This is a genomic window from Microterricola viridarii (assembly GCF_001542775.1).
Taxonomy (GTDB): domain Bacteria; phylum Actinomycetota; class Actinomycetes; order Actinomycetales; family Microbacteriaceae; genus Microterricola; species Microterricola viridarii_A.
Map to the genome: position 1 here is coordinate 1,407,204 of NZ_CP014145.1, position 18,785 is coordinate 1,425,988.

The window sequence follows — 18,785 nt, forward strand, 5'->3', positions numbered from 1 at the left end:
CAAATCTGGGAGAATTCCGACATGTTTAGCGATTCATCTGAGGTGCTCAGCTTCATCAAGGAGACCGACGTCAAGTTCCTTGACATTCGGTTCACCGACCTGCCTGGCGTGCAGCAGCACTTCAACATCCCGGCAGCCACTGTCGATGAGGAGTTCTTCACCGTCGGCCAGATGTTCGATGGCTCCTCGATCCGCGGTTTCGCGTCGATCCACGAGTCGGACCTGCAGCTGATCCCCGACGTCACCACCGCCTACATCGACGTGTTCCGCAAGGAGCGCACCCTGGTGATGCTGTTCGACATCTACAACCCGCGCAACGGCGAGATCTACTCCAAGGACCCGCGTCAGGTCGCCCGCAAGGCCGAGAAGTACCTCGCATCCACCGGCATAGCCGACACCGCCTTCTTCGCCCCCGAGGCGGAGTTCTACATCTTCGATGACGTGCGCTACGAGGTCAACCAGCACACGAGCTTCTACTCTGTGGACTCCAGCGAGGGCGCCTGGAACTCGGGCAAGCAGATCGAGGGCGGCAACCTCGCCAACACGACCCCCTACAAGGGCGGCTACTTCCCGGTCAGCCCGGTCGACCAGCACGCCGACCTGCGCGACGACATCAGTCTCAAGCTGATCGACGCCGGCCTGATCCTCGAGCGCAGCCACCACGAGGTCGGCACCGCCGGCCAGGGCGAGATCAACTACCGCTTCGACACCATGGTGCACGCGGCCGACGACATCCTGAAGTTCAAGTACATCGTCAAGAACACCGCACACCAGTGGGGCAAGACGGCCACCTTCATGCCGAAGCCGCTGTTCGGTGACAACGGCTCGGGCATGCACACCCACCAGTCGCTCTGGAACGACGGCAAGCCGCTGTTCTACGACGAGAACGGTTACGCCGGCCTGAGCGACATCGCCCGCTGGTACATCGGCGGCCTGCTCAAGCACGCCCCCGCCGTGCTCGCCTTCACCAACCCGAGCGTCAACTCCTTCCGTCGCCTGGTCCCCGGCTTCGAAGCCCCGGTCAACCTGGTCTACTCGGCCGGCAACCGCTCCGCCTGCATCCGCATCCCGATCACCGGCTCCAACCCGAAGGCCAAGCGCATCGAGTTCCGCGTTCCGGATGGCGCAAGCAACCCGTACCTCGCGTTTGCCGCCCAGCTGATGGCCGGCCTCGACGGCATCAAGAACCGCATCGAGCCGCACGAGCCCGTCGACAAGGACCTCTACGAGCTGCCGCCCGAGGAGGCCAAGTCCATCCCGCAGCTGCCCGGCTCACTGGAGGCCGCGCTCGACGCGCTCGAGGCCGACCACGACTTCCTGCTGCAGGGCAACGTGTTCACGCCCGAGCTGATTGAGACCTGGCTCGACTACAAGCGCGAGCACGAGATCAAGCCGCTGCAGGCTCGCCCGCACCCGTTCGAGTTCGAGCTCTACTACGGCGTCTAAGCGTCAACCGAAGCACAACAGAATGGCCCGCACCGAGAGGTGCGGGCCATTCTGCGTTTCTGGCGGCTGCGCGCGCGTGGCGACGGCGGAGGGCACGTGGCGGAACATCAACATCCCCTGAGCGTTCGTTGTCGGTGACGCGGAAGGGGTGTAGACCTGAATGCAAGATCGACCGAATCGGAGAGAATCATGCCTGACAAGTCGCCTCACGACCACCACGGCAAGAAGCCGCCGGCCAAGACGCTCAAGGAGAAACGCGCCGCGAAGCACGCCAAGCTGCACGACCCGATGCTTGACATGAACTCCGCGTCCGACGCGGTGAACAAGAACAAGTAGCCTTGCGACCGGCTCAGCCGGTGCTGGGCGTGCCCCGTTCCGGCACGCCGTAGAACTCACGCTCGAAGACGGCACGCGCCCGCCGTGTCACGGCGAGGTAGTCCTCGTCGAGCTGGTTGGCTGCGCCTGGCGGGTAGTTCAACAGACGGGCGACGCCCTCGAGTTGGATGCGGTCCCGCGGCAACATGTCACTGGTGCGGTTCGTCCAGAGAGTCATGGCGGAACGGGCGCGGGATGCCAGCAGCCAGGCGGCCCGGAGCATCTCGGCATCCGCGGGGCTGACCAGCCCGGCATCCGTCGCCGCGTGCAAAGCACTCAACGTGGACGGGGTGCGCAGGGTTGCCGTGGACGCGCCGTGCTGCAGCTGCAACAACTGCACGAACCACTCCACGTCGCTGAGCGAGCCCCGGCCGAGCTTGAGGTGGCGCAGCGGGTCCGCGCCCTGCGGCAGCCGCTCACTTTCGACCCTGGCCTTGATCCGCTTGACCTCGCGCACGGCGCTCTCCGGCACCTCAGCCGGGTAGCGCACGGTGTCGGCGGCGGCCATGAAGTCGGCCAGCAGCGCCTCGTCGCCGGCGGAGCCGCGGGCACGCAGCAACGCCTGCGCCTCCCAGGTGAGCGACCAGCGCGCGTAGTACGCCTTGTAGGAGTCGAGTGAGCGCGTGGCGGCGCCGTTCTTGCCCTCGGGGCGCAAACCGATGTCGAGGTCGAGCGGCAGACGGCTGTCCTCGCTCAGGCGGTTCAGGCCGGCGACGATGAACTGGGCGCGTTTCTGCGCCTGCTCCGGCTCCAGCCCGGCTGCCCGGTAGACGTACATGACGTCGGCGTCCGAGCCGAAGCCGAGCTCCTGCCCGCCGAAGCGGCCCATCGCGATGACGGCGAACTCGATGCCGTCGTGCACGGCGCCGCTCTCGGTGGCCGTGAGCGGGCCACGGATGGCACGCACCAGGCCATCGATCAGGTTCTCGGTCACGTCGCTGAGGCCCTGGCCGAGCTCCTCGACGCTGCAGAGGTCCAGGGTTGCCGAGAAGGCGAGCCGCAGCACCTCGCGCCGGCGGATGCCGCGCAGCACAGCGGCCGCGGCATCCGGGCTCTCATGCCGCGCCAGCACGGCCCGGGTCTCCTCGGCCAGGGAGGCGCGGCTGCGCGGGCGCAGCTCCTCTTCGGTCTCCAGCCAGGCAACGGATTCGGGGGTGAGTTCGAGCAGTTCGCCGATGAACCGGGAGCCGGAGAGCACCCGGGTGAGCCGTTCGGCGGCGCCGGAGGAGTCGCGCAGCATGCGCAGGAACCAGTGCGTTCCGCCCAAGCCGTCGCTCAGCCGGCGGAAGGCGAGCAGCCCATAGTCGGGGTCGGCGCCGTCGGCGAACCACTGCAGCATGACCGGCAGCAGGTGCCGTTGGATGGTGGCACGGCGGGAGACGCCGGCGGTGAGCGCGGCGATGTGGGCGAGCGCGCCGCGCGGGTCAACGAAGCCGATGGCCGCCAGGCGTGCCTCGGCCTGGGCGCTGGTCAGGTTGAGGCCCTCGACGGGCAGCGCGGCGACGGCCGAGAGCAGCGGCCGATAGAACAGTCGCTCGTGCAGGCCGCGCACTCGGTGCTTGGCGGCCGCCCGCAGCGCGCTGAGCTCGTTCGCGCTCGACGCCAGGCCGCTCGCCCGCGCCAGAACGCGCAGGGCGTCCTCGTCGCGCGGCATCAGGTGGGTGCGGCGCAGACGCTGCAGTTGCAGGCGGTGCTCGAGCAGGCGCAGCATCCGATAGTCCCGCGCGAACTCGGCCGCTTCGGCCCGCCCGATGTAGCCGGCCTCCGCCAACGCCACCAGGGCGGGCAGCGTCCCGCCGGCCCGCACGGACTCGTCCGCTTGGCCGTGCACCAGCTGGAGCAGCTGCACGGTGAACTCGATGTCACGCAGGCCGCCAGGGCCGAGCTTGAGCTGCACGTCGACCTCGTCGTCGGGAATGTGGGCGGTCACCCGCTCCCGCATGCGCTGCACGGACTCGACGAAGCCCTCCCTGTCCGAGCTGTTCCAGACGGCGGGTGCGAGCGCGCTCACGTAGCGCTCCCCCAACTCGAGGTCACCGGCCAGCGGGCGGGCCTTCAGCAGGGCCTGGAACTCCCAGTTCTTGGCCCAGCGCTCGTAATAGGCGAGGTGGGATTCGAGGGTGCGCACCAGCGCGCCGTCTTTGCCCTCCGGGCGCAGGTTGGCGTCGACCTCCCAGAGCGCGGGCTCGATCAGGGGCTCGGCAATGCCGCGCATGGTGAGCATGGCCAACCGGGTGGCGATCTCAACGGCGCGCGGGCCTTCGACGCCGTCTACGGCATCCGCGATGAAGATCACGTCGACGTCGCTCACATAGTTGAGCTCGTGCGCACCGGCCTTGCCCATGCCCATGATGCTGAACCGGGTGGCCTCCACCTGTGTGGCGTCGAACAGCCCGAAGGCGGGTGAGCCGTCGGATGTCACCGCGCGGCGGGCCACAGCGAGCGAGGCGTCCAGGGTTGCTCCGGCGAGGTCGGCCAGGGCCCCGGCCACGGCGTCGACGCCCGCGACCGGGTCATCTTGCTCGAGGTCGAACGCGGCCAGCCGGGTCAGCCACCAGCGATAACGCACCCGCATCCGCTGCCAGGCGGCCTCATCGCCGCCGGCGCTCCCCAACGCGCTGCCGGCGACGGCGTCGAGCATGTCGGCACCCAGCTCGGCGGCGCCCGGCGGCTCCTGCAGCGGCTCCGCCAGGGCGGAGAGAGCGGCCGGCTGGCGCAGGAAGAACTCGGCCAGACCCTCGGATGCCCCGAGTACCCGGATCAGGCGCGCGGAGGTCTCGGGCTCGGCCAGCAGGGCACCCGCCTCGTCCGGCGCCTGCCGGAGCAGCGCGATCAGGTTGCGGAGGGCGCCGTCGGGGTCGGCGGCACGCCCGAGATCGGCGAGGAATCCGCGCGGGTCCGCCCCGCTCAGTTCCGCGAACTCGGCGAGGCCGGTCGCGGCCGCGCCAAGCTCAAGGAATCCGGCGCGGGCGAGTTCGGTCAGGCTGAAGCGTTCGGCAGCCATCGGCGACGCGGTCTAGAGAATCTCGAGGTTGTTGCGCAGCTCGAACGGCGTCACCTGGTTGCGGTACTCACGCCACTCTTTGCGCTTGTTCAACAGCACATAGTTGAACACCTGCTCGCCCAGCGTCTCGGCGACGAGCTCTGACTCCTCCATGTACTGGATGGCGTGGTCGAGGCTGGCCGGCAGCTGCGCGTATCCGAGGGCGCGGCGCTCGGCGTCGCTCAGGCTCCAGACGTTGTCCTCGGCCTCCTCTGGCAGCTCGTACTCCTCCTCGATGCCCTTGAGGCCTGCGGCCAGCATCAGCGAGTACGAGAGGTACGGGTTCGCGGCGGAGTCGATGGCGCGGTACTCGATGCGCGCGCTCTGCCCCTTGTTCGGCTTGTACAGCGGAACGCGGATGAGTGCGGATCGGTTGTTGTGGCCCCAGCAGACGAAGCTCGGCGCCTCGGCGAGGGCCGCGTCGTCGGAGCTGCCCCAGAGCCGCTTGTAGGAGTTGACGAACTGGTTGGTGACGGCCGTGATCTCGGGCGCGTGCTTGAGCAGGCCGGCGATGAAGTGGCGCCCGGTCTTGGAGAGCTGGTACTGCGCGCCGGGCTCGTAGAAGGCATTGGAGTCGCCCTCGAACAGCGACATGTGCGTGTGCATGCCGGAGCCGGGGTGGTTCGAGAAGGGCTTCGGCATGAACGTGGCGTAGACGCCCTGCTCGATGGCGACCTCTTTGATGACGGTACGGAACGTCATGATGTTGTCGGCCGTGGTCAACGCGTCGGCGTAGCGCAGGTCGATCTCGTTCTGGCCGGGGCCGGCCTCGTGGTGGCTGTATTCCACCGAGATACCGAGGTCCTCCAGCATCCGCACGGAGCGACGGCGGAAGTCGTGGGCGGTGCCGCCGGGAACGTTGTCGAAGTAGCCGGCCGAATCGACCGGGACAGGTCCGTTCTTGCCGTACTTCGACGACTTGAGCAGGTAGAACTCGATCTCGGGGTGCGTGTAGAAGGTGAAGCCGCGGTCGGCCGCCTTCGCCAGGGTGCGCTTGAGCACGTTGCGTGGGTCGGAGACCGCAGGTTCGCCGTCCGGCGTCGTGATGTCGCAGAACATGCGGGCGGTCGGGTCGACGTCACCGCGCCACGGCAGGATCTGGAAGGTACTGGGGTCGGGGAAGGCGAGCAGGTCCGACTCGTAGGTGCGGGTGAGACCCTCGATCGCGGAACCGTCGAAGCCGAGGCCCTCCGTGAACGCGCCCTCTACCTCGGCCGGGGCGATGGCCACCGACTTCAGCGTGCCGACAACGTCGGTGAACCACAGGCGGATGAATTTGACCCCCCGTTCCTCGATGGTCCGAAGAACGAAGTCACGCTGCTTGTCCATTCATGCCCTTTCTCGCTGGCTTCCAGAGTAGTGCTTCACCGCGTCCGCGGCTGTAACCGCGCTGGCTAGACTGGCGCTATGTCAGAGCAATCAGCCGAAGTCGTCAACCCCTATGGCAGTTCCAACACTGCCGGCCAGAAGCGGGTGCGCACCCGGCACTTCCAAATTGCCAAGGACACCGGCGTCAGGATCACCGGGCTGACCAGCTACGACCAGCTCACCGCTCGCATCTTCGATGAGGCCGGCATCGACTTCCTCCTGGTCGGCGACTCGGCCGGCAACAACGTTCTCGGCTATGACACGACCCTGCCGGTGACCGTCGACGAGCTGATCCCGCTCACCCGGGCCGTGGCCCACGCCGCGAAGCGAGCGCTCGTCGTGGCAGACATGCCGTTCGGCTCCTACGAGGTGAACGCGGACGAGGCGCTGCACACAGCGATCCGCTTCATGAAGGAGGCCGGCGCGCACGCCGTCAAGCTCGAGGGCGGTGCGCGCAGCGCCGAGCAGATCCGCCGTATCGTGCAGGCCGGCATCCCGGTCATGGCGCACATCGGTTTCACCCCGCAGAGTGAGCACGGCCTGGGCGGCCACATGATCCAGGGCCGTGGGGCCGGCGCCGAGCAGCTGCTGCGCGACGCCCTCGCGGTTCAGGATGCCGGCGCATTCGCCGTCGTGCTCGAGATGGTGCCGGCAGCCTCCGCCGCGGCAGTCACCGCCGAGCTCAGCATCCCGACCATCGGCGTTGGCGCCGGGCCGGACGTCGACGGCCAGCTGCTGGTCTGGACCGACTTCGCCGGCATGGGCGATGGCCGCGTGCCGAAGTTCGTGCGCCAGTACGCCAACGTGCGCCAGGTCCTGCTCGACGCCGTCACCGAGTTCCGCGGCGACGTCGACTCCGGCGCCTACCCGGCGCCAGAGCACAACTACGAGTAGCGCTCGGGCGGGCGCCCGCTCCGGTTGCCGCTCAGAGTGGCAGTCAGGCTAGCGGGCGTCGCGGGCGTCTTCGTCGTCCCACTTCTCCGAGTTCTCGCGCAACTTCTCAAGCGCGTGCGCCGCGGCCTCCTGCGTGGGGAACGGGCCCACGCGGTCGAGTGAGGGCGAGGCGTATCCGAATTCCACGGCGCCGGTTCGCATGTTGTACCAGAACTGTTTGTCTCCACGCTCGGTCATAAGCTTGATCCTATGCCTAAGGATTCCGCCGGTCACCTGATTCCCGGGCGGCTCTCGCCCCAGCGTGCCGTTCCCGCCCACATCCCCCGCCCCGAATACGTCGGCAAGGCCGCCCCGGCCGAGTACACCGGGGACAACGTGTACACGCCGGAGCAAATCGAACTGATCCGCGAGTCCGGCCGCATCGCCGCCGACGCGATCGCCGCGGCGGGCGCCATCATCGCCCCGGGCGTGACCACCGAGCAGCTGGATGCCGTCGTGCACGAGTACCTGCTTGACCACAACGCCTACCCCTCCACGCTCGGCTACCGCGGGTACCCGAAGTCCAGTTGCACCTCGGTCAACGAAGTCATCTGCCACGGCATCCCCGACGACACCGTGCTGGAAGACGGTGACATCGTCAACATCGATGTCACCGCGTTCCGAAACGGCATGCACGGTGACCTGAACCACACCTTCATCGTCGGCGAGGGCAGCGAGGAGGCCCGTCTCCTGGTTGAGCGCACCCGCGAGGCGCTGGCCCGGGGCATCAAGGCGGTCGCCCCCGGCCGCGAGGTCAATGTCATCGGCCGCACCATCGCCTCCTACGCGAAGCGATTCGGCTACGGCGTGGTGCGCGATTTCACCGGCCATGGGGTCGGCTCCGCCTTCCACAGCGGCCTGATCATCCCGCATTACGACTCCGCGCCGGAGTACAACGACGTGATGGTGCCTGGCATGGTTTTCACGATCGAGCCGATGCTCACCCTCGGCGGCCACGAGTGGGATCTGTGGGCAGACGACTGGACGGTCACGACTCGCGACAAGAGCCTCACCGCCCAGTTCGAGCACACCCTCGTCGTCACGGAGCGCGGTGCCGAAATCCTCACTGTGTCGAGCACCGAGTAGATTCGTTCTCATGACTGAACAGCGCCCGGCCCCTGCCCGCACAGCCATCGGAATCGACATCGGCGGAACCGGCATCAAGGGCGCCGTCGTCGACGTCGTCACCGGCGAGCTGCTCTCCGACCGGCGCAAGGTCGCGACCCCGGGCGGCGGCCGACCGGGCGACATCCTCGAAGCGACCGATCGCATGCTCGACGGCCTCCGCGAGGAGTTCGGCGCACTGCCGGTCGGCGTCTGCTTCCCCGCCATCGTCAAGGGCGGTCGCACCCTCTCTGCCGCGAACATCTCGCACGAGTGGATCGGCCTGCCCGCAGAGGCCATGTTCGAGGCCCGCCTCGAGGTGCCCATCCATTTCGTCAATGACGCGGATGCCGCCGGCCACGCCGAGGTGCGCTTCGGCGCGGCCAAGGGCCGCTCCGGTGTCGTGCTACTCACCACGCTGGGCACCGGCATCGGCTCCGCGCTGCTGCACGACGGCAGGCTGGTGCCGAACACCGAGCTCGGCCACCTGGAGCTTGACGGCCAGGGGGCGGAGAAGGGCGCCGCCTACTCGGCCAAGGAACGCGACTCGTTGAGCTGGGAGCAGTGGGCAGCACGTCTGCAGCGCTACTACACCCACTTGGAGCTGCTCTTCTCCCCCGACCTCTTCATCGTCGGCGGCGGTGTCTCCAAGCACCACGCCGAATTCCTGCCGTTGCTCGACCTCAAGACGCCGATCGTGCCCGCCGTGCACCGCAACAACGCCGGCATCCTCGGCGCCGCCGACCTCGCCGCTGCCGGCCACGGCACTGGCAAGCACACCGCACCGACCGCGTGACCGGCACCGTGAGCGTCGCCCGCATCGACGCGCTCTTCCACGAACACCTCGCCCGTGGTGCGGCGCCGTCCGCCGCCTGGGGCGTCTTCGACGCGGAAGGCCTGCAGCACAGCCAGCAGTCCGGTGTCGCGGCCGATGCGGCGTTCCGCATCGCGTCCTGCACGAAGAGCTTCACCGCGGCCGCGCTGCTGAGCCTGCGCGACGAGGGCCTGCTCGGGCTGGATGACCCGATCACCCGCTTCATCCCCGGCCTCAACCTCGACGGCTTGCCCTCAGCGGGCTCGGCCGTGCCGACCGTGCGCATGCTGCTCACCATGTCGGCCGGACTGCCAACGGACGACCCCTGGGCCGACCGGCAAGAGAGCCTGTCTGCGGCGGAGTTCGACTCCGTGCTTGCCGCCGGCGTGCGCTTCGAGTCCGAGCCGGGCACCCGCTTCGCCTACTCGAACCTCGGCTACGCCATGCTCGGCCGCGTGATCGAGGTTGCCGCCGGCCTGCCGTACCGCCGCGTCGTCGAGGAGCGCCTGCTCGAGCCGCTCGGCCTGAACGGCACTGGCTTCGATACGAGTGTTGCCGCATCCGGCGGCATCGTCACCGGGTTCCGCCGCCATGCCGGCTCCTGGGAGCCCCTGCCCTTCACCGGCCCCGGCGCCTTCTCGGCGATCGGCGGGCTGTTCAGCACGGTCGCCGATCTGGCCCGCTGGGCCGGCTGGCTGGCATCCGCATTCACCTCGGAGGGCGCGGATGCCGCCGGCGGCATGCTCAGCGCCGCGAGCCGACGCGAGATGCAGCAGCTGCACCGCCTCGACCAGAGCATGACCGCACACCCGACCGGGTACGGCTACGGCCTGTTCGTTGAGCAGTACTCGCCGACCTCCCGGGTCGTGTCGCACTCCGGCGGCTACCCCGGATTCTCTGCGCACATGCGCTGGTCGCTGGAACGCGGCGTCGGTGTGATCGCATTCGAGAACGCCACCTACTCGCGCGTCTCTGCGGTCGCGACAACCGTCTGCGACCAGTTGCTCGCAGAGCCCGCCATTCTGGTGCCGGCTCCGGCGCCCGTGCTGTGGCCCGAGACCCGCACTGCCCAGCTGGCCGTCAAGGCGTTGTTGGCCGCGTGGGCCGGGGGCGCGGATGCCCCGCTCGACCCCGCGCTCTTCTCGGAGAACGTCGCCCAAGACGAGCCGATCGGGCGCCGCGCCGCCGCCGTGCGCCGGGCGGTTGCCGACATCGGAGGGCTGACGGATGGCGCGCAGTCGGCCGGACGTTCCGACGGCCCCGCCCACCTGGTCTGGTTCCTGCAGGGTAGAAGCGGACGCCTGCGCGTGGAGATCCGGCTCACCCCCGAGGCCCGGCCGCGCGTGCAGACGCTGCTCGTCTCCATCGATCTGGCAGGCCGCTAGCGGCGTAAACCTGCGCGCGCCGCAGGCTGTGGTTTCCGCGGATCCGCTCAGGGCTTCGGTCGCAAGCTCCCTCAAGCCAACGGGAGAGGGTGACGGTCCCTATTCTCCCGTCGGCTGAGCGAGGAACGAGCGAAGCCCCGGAGCCAACCAGTCGCTGCCCTCACCAACCCGTTGGTCGAGTAGGCGCGCCAGCGCCGTATCGAGACCCGGTAAGCGCGCAGCGGATGCCGCAGGCTGCAGTTTCCTCGGATCCGCTCGGAGCTTCGGTCGCAAGCTCCCTCAAGCCAACGGGAGAGGGCACCAACCCGTTGGTCGAGTAGGCGCGCCAGCGCCGTATCGAGACCCGGCCGGCATGTCTCGCGGATGCCGCAGGCGGCAGTCTCCGCGGACCCGCTCGGGGCTTCGGTCGCAAGCTCCCTCAGCCGCCGGGAGAGGGCACCAACCCGTTGGTCGAGTAGGCGCGCCAGCGCCTTCTCGAGACCCGGCCAGCGCGTGACGCGGATGCCGCATGCGCAGTGCCCGCGGACCCGCTCAGGGCTTCGGTCGCACGCTCCCTCCAGCCAACGGGAGAAGGCGGTGCGCCGTCGTCCCGCTCCTCGTTCCCCAACCTGTTGGTCGAGTAGGCGCGCCAGCGCCGTATCGAGACCCGGCCGGCGTATCTCGCGGATGCCGCAGGCTGCGGTTTCCGCGGATCCGCTCAGGGCTTCGGTCGCAAGCTCCCTCAAGCCAACGGGAGAGGGTGACGGTCCCTATTCTCCCGTCGGCTGAGCGAGGAACGAGCGAAGCCCCGGAGCCAACTCACACCCGTTGGTCGAGTAGGCGCGCCAGCGCCGTATCGAGACCCGGCCAGCAGCGTGTGACGCGGATGCCGCAGGCTTCGGTCTCACGCTCCCTCAGGCCAGCGGGGAAGGGCGTGGCGCCGAGCTCCCGCTCGCCAGCGGGACGGGGTGCCACGCCGCGGGAATCGCAGGCGAGCTTCGGCCGCTGAGCGGGTTGAAACGGTGCCCGCGTGCACGGGTGTTGTGAGGATTCTGCTGGCGACTGTAAGGAAGCTGTGAGGACGCTGGCGCGCCCGACTGCCCCGGTGTGAACTATGGCTGTGGCCGCGGGCCACGGCCAGGCGGGCAACCGCCAGGCATCGCCTGATCGGGAGTCTGCTCGTGCTCGACATCGTCTTCATCGGAGGCATCGTGGCGCTCATCGCGCTTATCGCCCTCATCGCTCGGGGGGTGGAGAAGCTGTGATCGGCGTCGAACTTCGCGGCATCCTCGACCTGCTGAGCGCCGCCCTCGCCATCGCCGCTCTCGGCTACCTGGCATACGCACTGCTGCACCCGGAGAGGTTCTAGATGCCGCCGCTTGTGCTCTTCGCCCTGCAACTCCTCACCGTTGCACTCGTGCTTGCCGTGTTGTACCGCCCGCTCGGCGACTACATGGCCGGCGTCTACACCACGACGAAGCACCTGCGCGTCGAGAAGGGGATCTACCGGGTAATCGGCGTCAACCAGGACGCCGAGCAGACCTGGCCGATCTACTTCCGGAGCGTGCTCGCATTCTCGGCGGTCGGCATCCTCGCCGTCTATGGACTGCAGCGCCTGCAGGGCTTCCTGCCCTTCGCGCTCGGGCTGCCCGCCGTCAGCGAACAGCTTTCGTTCAACACGGCGATCTCGTTCGTGACGAACACCAACTGGCAGTCCTATTCGCCGGAGGCGACGATGGGCTACAGCGTGCAGCTGCTCGGGCTCGCCGTACAGAACTTCCTCTCGGCCGCGGTCGGCATCGCCGTCGCCATCGCCCTGGTCCGCGGCCTCGCCCGCACCGTCAGCCCCACCCTCGGCAACTTCTGGGTCGATCTGGTGCGCGGCTCGCTGCGCATCCTGCTGCCGTTCGCCGCCCTCGCCGCGATCGTGCTGATCGTCGGCGGGGTCATCCAGAACTTCTCTGGCTTCCAGGATGTCGGCACACTCGCCGGCGGAACCCAGTCGATCCCCGGCGGCCCGGTCGCCTCGCAGGAGGCCATCAAGCTGCTCGGCACCAACGGCGGCGGATTCTTCAATGCGAACTCCGCGCACCCGTTCGAGAACCCCACCGCCTGGATCAACGTGGTGCAGGTTCTGCTCATGCTGATGATCCCCTTCGCGCTGCCGCGCACCTTCGGCCGGATGGTCGGTGACAACCGTCAGGGCTATGCGATCCTCGCAGCGATGGGCACGTTCTTCGTGCTCTCCGTCTCTCTCATGACCGCCCTAGAGCTGGGTGCCCGCGGAACGGCCCCCATGCTGGCCGGCGGTGCCATGGAGGGTAAGGAGCAGCGCTTCGGCGAACTCGGCTCCACCCTGTTCGGCACGACAAGCACGCTCACCTCCACCGGCGCCGTCAACTCCATGCACGACAGCTACACGGCGCTCGGCGGCGGCACGGCGATGCTCAACATGATGCTCGGCGAGCTCGCCCCCGGCGGCGTCGGCTCGGGGCTCTACGGCATGCTCATCATCGCGGTCATCGCGGTGTTCATCGCCGGCCTCATGGTCGGTCGCACCCCGGAGTACCTGGGCAAGAAGCTCGGCGCCCGCGAGATCAAGCTGGCCAGCCTGTACATCTTGACCACGCCGACCCTGGTGCTCGCTGGCACGGCGCTCAGCTTCGGGATCCCGGTTGTGCGCGACTCGGTGGTCGGCACGTCGATCTGGAACCCCGGTCTGCACGGCTTCTCCGAGGTGCTCTACGCGTTCACCTCCGCCGCGAACAACAACGGCTCAGCCTTCGCCGGTCTCACCGCGAACACCCCCTGGTTCAACACCGCCTTGGGCGTTGCGATGCTGCTCGGCCGCCTGTTGCCGATCCTGTTCGTGCTGGCCCTGGCCGGATCGCTGGCCGCTCAGGCCAAGGTCCCGGTCACCGCCGGCACCCTCCCCACCCACCGGCCGCTCTTCGTCGGCCTCCTCTGCGGCACGGTGCTCATCGTCTCCGCCCTCACCTACTTCCCGGTGCTCGCACTGGGTCCCCTCGCGGAAGGACTGCGCTAGACCATGTCAACGACAACCGAGCAACGGCTGGCAACCCCGCCACACCGTCACAAAGACACCGCAGCGCCCTTCGGCTTCCGTCAGCTGCTCGCCGCCCTGCCGGGCGCACTGCGGAAGCTGCACCCCAAGCAGATGTGGCGCAACCCCGTCATGTTCATCGTCGAGGTCGGCGCGGCGCTCACCACACTGATGGCGATCGCCGAGCCATTCACCGGCGGGCCGGCCGAATCCGGCGGCAGCGCCATGGCGCCATCGTTCACCGCGGCCATCGCTATCTGGCTCTGGCTCACCGTTCTCTTCGCCAACCTCGCCGAGTCCGTCGCAGAAGGCCGCGGCAAGGCGCAGGCCGAGAGCCTGCGGGCCACCCGCACCAGCACCATCGCCAACCGGGTCACCGGGTACGACGAGATAGCAGACCCGGGCGCGCTGACAGCGGCAACGGATGCCGTGGCATCCGCCGAACTCGGGCTCGGCGACGTCGTCACCGTGACTGCAGGCGAGCTGATCCCCGGCGACGGCGACATCATCTGGGGCATCGCATCGGTCGACGAGTCGGCCATCACCGGCGAATCCGCCCCCGTCGTGCGGGAATCCGGCGGCGACCGCAGCGCCGTCACCGGCGGCACCCGGGTGCTCTCGGACCGCATCGTCGTGCGTATCACCAGCAAGCCGGGCGAGACCTTCGTCGACCGGATGATCCGTCTGGTCGAGGGCGCCAGCCGCCAGAAGACCCCGAACGAGATCGCACTGAACATTCTGCTGGCGACGCTCTCGATCATCTTCGTGGTCGTCGTGATCACGATCGGCCCGATGGCCGGCTATTCGGATGCCGCCCCCAGCGTGCCCGTTCTCATCGCCCTGCTGGTCTGCCTGATCCCGACCACGATCGGCGCACTACTCTCGGCCATCGGCATCGCCGGCATGGACCGGTTGGTGCAGCGCAACGTGCTCGCCCTCTCCGGGCGGGCCGTTGAGGCCGCCGGCGACGTGACGACCCTGCTGCTCGACAAGACCGGCACCATCACCTACGGCAACCGCCAGGCCGCGGAGTTCATCCCCGTCGGCGGGGCCAGCACCGCCAGCCTGGTGTCGGCCGCCCACACGGCCTCCCTCGCCGACCCGACGCCAGAGGGCAGCTCGATCGTGCGCCTCGCCGAGCAGATGGAGCCTGGCCTCGCCGACCGCGACCAGCCTTCCGGCGTGGTTGTGCCTTTCACGGCGCAGACCCGCATGAGCGGTGTCGACTACCCCGACGGCGCGAAACTGCGCAAGGGCGCCGGCTCCATGGTCGCGGCCTGGGCTGCAGAGCACGGGCCGCTCGACCCCGACGTCGGTGCGGAGCTCCAGGCGGCCGTCGACCGCGTCTCCGAGGCCGGCGGCACGCCGCTCGTCGTCGCCGAACGCTCCGCCGGCGGGCAGGCCCGAATCCTCGGCGTCATCTACCTCAAGGACGTCGTCAAGACCGGCCTCGTCGAACGTTTCGCGGAACTGCGCCGGATGGGCATCCGCACCATCATGATCACCGGTGACAACCCGCTGACGGCCAAGGCGATCGCCGCCGAGGCCGGCGTCGACGACTACCTGGCCGAGGCGACCCCGAAGACAAGATGGCCCTGATCAAACGGGAGCAGGCTGGCGGCAACCTCGTCGCCATGACCGGCGACGGCACCAACGACGCCCCCGCGCTGGCCCAGGCCGATGTCGGTGTCGCCATGAACACGGGCACGTCGGCGGCGAAGGAGGCCGGCAACATGGTCGACCTTGATTCGGACCCGACCAAGCTCATCGACATCGTGCGTATCGGCAAGCAGCTGCTCATCACCCGCGGCTCGCTGACCACGTTCTCGATTGCCAACGACGTCGCCAAGTACTTCGCGATCATCCCGGCCATGTTCGCCGGTGCCTTCCCCGGCCTGGAGGCACTGAACGTGATGGGCCTCAGCTCGCCCGGGTCCGCGATCCTCTCCGCCGTGATCTTCAACGCGATCATCATCGTGATCCTGATACCGCTCGCCCTCCGCGGCGTGCGATACCGGGCCGCGTCCGCCTCCCAGATCTTGCGGCGCAACCTGCTGATCTACGGCCTCGGCGGCGTCATTGCACCCTTCATCGGCATCAAGCTCGTCGACCTCGTCGTCAGCCTGCTGCCCGGCTTCTAACCCTCAGCTCTAGAAAGGCGAACCCATGCCCGCAACTCGCGGCACCCTGCGCCAATACGGCGTGGCCGTGCGAACACTGCTCGTGTTCACGCTGCTCCTCGGCGTGCTCTACCCCCTCGTCATCACCGGCATCGGGCAGCTCGCGCTGCCCGGCCAGGCCAACGGCTCGCTCGTCAGCATGAACGGCAAAACCATCGGCTCCGCCCTCATCGGGCAGTCATTCACGGATGCCTCAGGAAAGGCGTTGCCGCAATGGTTCCAGTCCCGGCCCTCCGCCGCCGGCAGCGGGTACGACGCTGCCGCCTCCAGCGGCAGCAACTGGGGCCCCGAGAACGCCGACCTCGTGGCCGCGATCGGCAGCCGCCAGGCGGCCATCGAGAAATCCGACGGGGCAGCGCTGGCCGCGATCCCGCCGGACGCCGTCACCGCCTCCGCCTCCGGCCTCGACCCGCACATCAGTCCGGAGTACGCCCGCCTGCAGGTGAACCGCGTGGCGGAGGCCCGCGCACTGGACCCCGCCGCGGTCGCGAAACTCGTCGAGTCTATGATTCAGGGACGGGATCTCGGCTATCTCGGTGAGCCAACCGTCAACGTGCTGGCCCTGAACAGGGCGCTGGCCGGAATGGATTCGAAGAACTAGTGTCGCGAGGTCGTTTGCGGGTGTTGCTGGGTGCCGCACCCGGTGTTGGCAAGACCTTCACCATGCTGGAGGAAGCTCGTCGGCTGCGCATGGCCGGCAAGGACGTCGTCATTGCGCTCGTGGAGACCCACGGCCGCGAGGGCACGGCCGCGATGCTGGACGGCTTTGAAACCGTGCCGCGGGTGAGCCGGGAGCACCGCGGTGTGACGCTGGACGAGATGGACCTGGATGCCGTGCTGGCGCGGCATCCGCAGATCGCACTCGTCGACGAGCTCGCCCACACGAACGCGCCGGGCGGCCGCAACGAGAAGCGCTGGCAAGACGTGGACGAGCTGCTGGACGCCGGCATCGACGTCTACTCGACGGTGAACATCCAGCACATTGAATCCCTGAACGACGTCGTGCAACAGATCACGGGCGTGCCGCAACGGGAGACGATCCCGGATGCCGTGCTGCGCAGCGCTAACCAGATCGAGGTCATCGACCTCGCCCCGCAGGCCCTGCGTGACCGCCTCGCCGAGGGCCAGGTGTACCCGGCCACCCGCATCGACGCGGCGCTCTCGAACTACTTCCGACTCGGCAACCTCACCGCGCTGCGGGAGCTGGCGCTGCTCTGGCTGGCCGACGAGGTCGACAGCTCGCTGCAGAAGTACCGGGCAGAGCACGGCATCGACGCCAAGTGGGAGGCGCGCGAACGCGTTGTCGTGGCCCTCACCGGCGGGCCGGAGGGCGACGTGCTGCTGCGTCGGGGCGCGCGCATCGCGGCCCGCTCGGCGGGCGGCGAGCTGCTCGCGGTGCATGTGACCAGCCACGACGGCCTGCGAGCCGCGCACCCGGAGGCTCTGGCGCGCCAGCGCGCCCTCGTCGAACAGCTCGGCGGCAGCTACCACCAGGTGATCGGCAACGACATCCCGTCGGCGTTGGTCGAATTCGCCAAGGCCAGCAATGCAAGCCAGCTGGTGATCGGGGTGAGCCGACGCAGCCGCCTGTTGGCACTGCTCAGCGGTCCGGGGATCGGGCAGACGGTGATCCGGGAATCCGGCGACATCGACGTGCACATCGTGGCCCACTCGCACGCGGGCCTGCGCTTCGCGCTGCCCCGGCTGACCGGAGGCCTCACGCGGCAGCGCCGATTGACCGGCTTCGCGATCGCGCTTCTGGTCGGCCCGGTCCTGACCTGGGGGCTCGCTGCGACCAGCTCGATCGAGTCCCTGGCCAGCGATGTGCTCGCGTTCCAGCTGCTCGTGGTGGTGGTCGCGCTGGTCGGCGGGTTCTGGCCGGCCATGTTCGCCGCCGTGCTCTCTGGCCTCAGCCTCGACTTCTTCTTCGTGGCCCCCCTCTACACGATCACGATCGCGCATCCGCTGCACCTGCTCGCCCTCGGCCTGTTCATGCTCGTGGCCGCCCTGGTCAGCCTCGTCGTCGACCAGGCAGCCAAACGCAGCAGCCTGGCCACGCGCGCCGCAGCCGAGTCCGAGCTGCTCGCCACCATCGCCGGCGGCGTGCTGCGCGGCGAGGACTCGCTGCAGGCCCTCATCTCGCGCACTCGCGAGGCGTTCGCACTGAACGGCGTGCGGCTGCTGGCCGGCGATGAGGTGCTCTACTCCGACGGCGAGCCGGCAGACGCCGAGCACACCACGCTGCTGCCCGTCGGAGAGCGGGCCACCCTCGAGCTCTCCGGCCGCGATCTGGAGGCCAGCGACCGACGCCTGCTTGCCGTCATCGTGGTGCAGATCGACGCAGCCCTCGAGCACAACGCCCTCACCGCCACCGCGCAGGAGATCGGCCCGCTCGCCGAGACCGACCGCGTGCGCAGCGCCCTGCTGGCCGCCGTCGGGCACGACCTGCGCCGACCGCTCGCGTCGGCCACGGCCGCCGTCACAAGCCTGCAGTCGCACGACATCTCTCTGAGCGAGGCCGACCGCACCACCCTGCTGGAGACGGCGCAGGAGAGCCTCGTCGCCCTCGCGGCGCTCGTGACGAATCTGCTCGACGTGAGCCGGGTGCAGGCCGGTGTGCTCGCCGTGACGCTGGCCGATGTGGAGATCGACGACCTGCTGCCGTCGGCCCTCGACGAGCTCGCGCTGCATCCGGGCGCCATCAACATCGAGATGCCGGTCGAGCTGCCGTCGGTGCGCGCCGACGCGGTGCTGCTGCAGCGCGTGATCGTGAACCTCGTCGCCAACGCGGTGCGCTTCTCCCCCGTCGAGCGGCCGCCATCCCTCTCCGCCAGCGAGTTCGGCGGGTCGGTGCAGTTGCGGGTGACCGACCACGGCCCCGGGATTCCGTCCGAGCGGAAGGATGAGATGTTCGTGCCGTTCCAACGCCTCGGCGACACCGACAACCTCACCGGCATCGGCCTCGGCCTGGCCCTGGCCAAGGGCTTCGTCGAGGGCATGGGCGGCACGCTCGAGGCCGACGACACTCCAGGAGGCGGACTCACCATGGTGGTCACCTTGGCAGCCTCCACCGAACAATCTGCGGAATGATGGC

At 68.9% G+C, this 18,785-nt stretch carries 13 protein-coding genes and 1 pseudogene; 11 read left to right on the forward strand and 3 right to left on the reverse strand.

Features of this window, described 5'->3' with window-relative positions:
* The first annotated feature begins 21 nt into the window (after window positions 1-21).
* Complete coding sequence (gene glnA / locus AWU67_RS06480) at window positions 22-1,446, forward strand: type I glutamate--ammonia ligase (RefSeq protein ID WP_067227253.1); 1,425 nt, start codon at window positions 22-24, stop codon at window positions 1,444-1,446.
* 189 nt (window positions 1,447-1,635) lie between these two features.
* On the forward strand, window positions 1,636-1,782 hold the full coding sequence (locus AWU67_RS17325) for a hypothetical protein (RefSeq protein ID WP_156786311.1): 147 nt from the start codon (window positions 1,636-1,638) through the stop codon (window positions 1,780-1,782).
* Window positions 1,783-1,795: 13 nt separating this feature from the next.
* On the opposite strand, the gene AWU67_RS06485 is transcribed toward AWU67_RS17325, so the two are convergent.
* Both AWU67_RS06485 and AWU67_RS06490 read right to left on the reverse strand, forming a co-directional pair.
* Window positions 1,796-4,825 carry a bifunctional [glutamine synthetase] adenylyltransferase/[glutamine synthetase]-adenylyl-L-tyrosine phosphorylase gene (locus AWU67_RS06485; RefSeq protein ID WP_067227254.1) on the reverse strand — a complete coding sequence of 1,010 codons (3,030 nt, stop codon included), beginning with the start codon at window positions 4,823-4,825 and terminating at the stop codon, window positions 1,796-1,798.
* A 12-nt stretch (window positions 4,826-4,837) separates the two neighbouring features.
* On the reverse strand, window positions 4,838-6,193 hold the full coding sequence (locus tag AWU67_RS06490; protein ID WP_067227255.1) for a glutamine synthetase family protein: 1,356 nt from the start codon (window positions 6,191-6,193) through the stop codon (window positions 4,838-4,840).
* Window positions 6,194-6,271: 78 nt separating this feature from the next.
* Here AWU67_RS06490 and panB point away from each other — a divergent pair, with 78 nt between their 5' ends.
* Window positions 6,272-7,126 carry a 3-methyl-2-oxobutanoate hydroxymethyltransferase gene (gene panB, locus AWU67_RS06495; RefSeq protein WP_067227256.1) on the forward strand — a complete coding sequence of 285 codons (855 nt, stop codon included), beginning with the start codon at window positions 6,272-6,274 and terminating at the stop codon, window positions 7,124-7,126.
* A gap of 48 nt (window positions 7,127-7,174) precedes the next feature.
* Here panB and AWU67_RS06500 read toward each other — a convergent pair whose 3' ends face one another.
* Window positions 7,175-7,363, reverse strand: coding sequence for a methionine aminopeptidase (locus AWU67_RS06500; RefSeq protein ID WP_067227257.1), 189 nt, complete (start codon window positions 7,361-7,363; stop codon window positions 7,175-7,177).
* Between the two features lie 12 nt (window positions 7,364-7,375).
* Here AWU67_RS06500 and map point away from each other — a divergent pair, with 12 nt between their 5' ends.
* The 8 genes and pseudogenes from map to AWU67_RS06535 all read left to right on the forward strand — a co-directional run bounded on the left by map (window position 7,376) and on the right by AWU67_RS06535 (window position 18,781).
* On the forward strand, window positions 7,376-8,251 hold the full coding sequence (gene map, locus AWU67_RS06505; protein ID WP_067227258.1) for a type I methionyl aminopeptidase: 876 nt from the start codon (window positions 7,376-7,378) through the stop codon (window positions 8,249-8,251).
* 10 nt (window positions 8,252-8,261) lie between these two features.
* Window positions 8,262-9,065, forward strand: coding sequence for a polyphosphate--glucose phosphotransferase (gene ppgK / locus AWU67_RS06510; RefSeq protein ID WP_067227259.1), 804 nt, complete (start codon window positions 8,262-8,264; stop codon window positions 9,063-9,065).
* Window positions 9,062-10,468 (forward strand): serine hydrolase domain-containing protein, encoded by a 1,407-nt coding sequence (locus AWU67_RS06515; protein ID WP_067227260.1) that lies wholly within the window; start codon window positions 9,062-9,064, stop codon window positions 10,466-10,468. Before ppgK ends, AWU67_RS06515 begins: the two co-directional genes overlap by 4 nt.
* Before the next feature lie 1,240 nt (window positions 10,469-11,708).
* A complete protein-coding gene (locus AWU67_RS17500) occupies window positions 11,709-11,816 on the forward strand; it encodes a potassium-transporting ATPase subunit F (RefSeq protein ID WP_199922355.1) in 108 nt (35 codons plus the stop codon).
* A complete protein-coding gene (kdpA, locus tag AWU67_RS06520; RefSeq protein WP_067227261.1) occupies window positions 11,817-13,493 on the forward strand; it encodes a potassium-transporting ATPase subunit KdpA in 1,677 nt (558 codons plus the stop codon).
* 3 nt (window positions 13,494-13,496) lie between these two features.
* A pseudogene (gene kdpB, locus AWU67_RS06525) lies at window positions 13,497-15,652 on the forward strand (potassium-transporting ATPase subunit KdpB).
* Between the two features lie 25 nt (window positions 15,653-15,677).
* Window positions 15,678-16,292 (forward strand): potassium-transporting ATPase subunit KdpC, encoded by a 615-nt coding sequence (kdpC, locus tag AWU67_RS06530; protein WP_067227262.1) that lies wholly within the window; start codon window positions 15,678-15,680, stop codon window positions 16,290-16,292.
* Window positions 16,292-18,781, forward strand: a complete 2,490-nt coding sequence (locus tag AWU67_RS06535; protein ID WP_067227263.1) for an ATP-binding protein — start codon at window positions 16,292-16,294, stop codon at window positions 18,779-18,781. The genes kdpC and AWU67_RS06535 overlap by 1 nt, the downstream gene beginning before the upstream one ends.
* The last annotated feature ends 4 nt before the right edge of the window (window positions 18,782-18,785 follow it).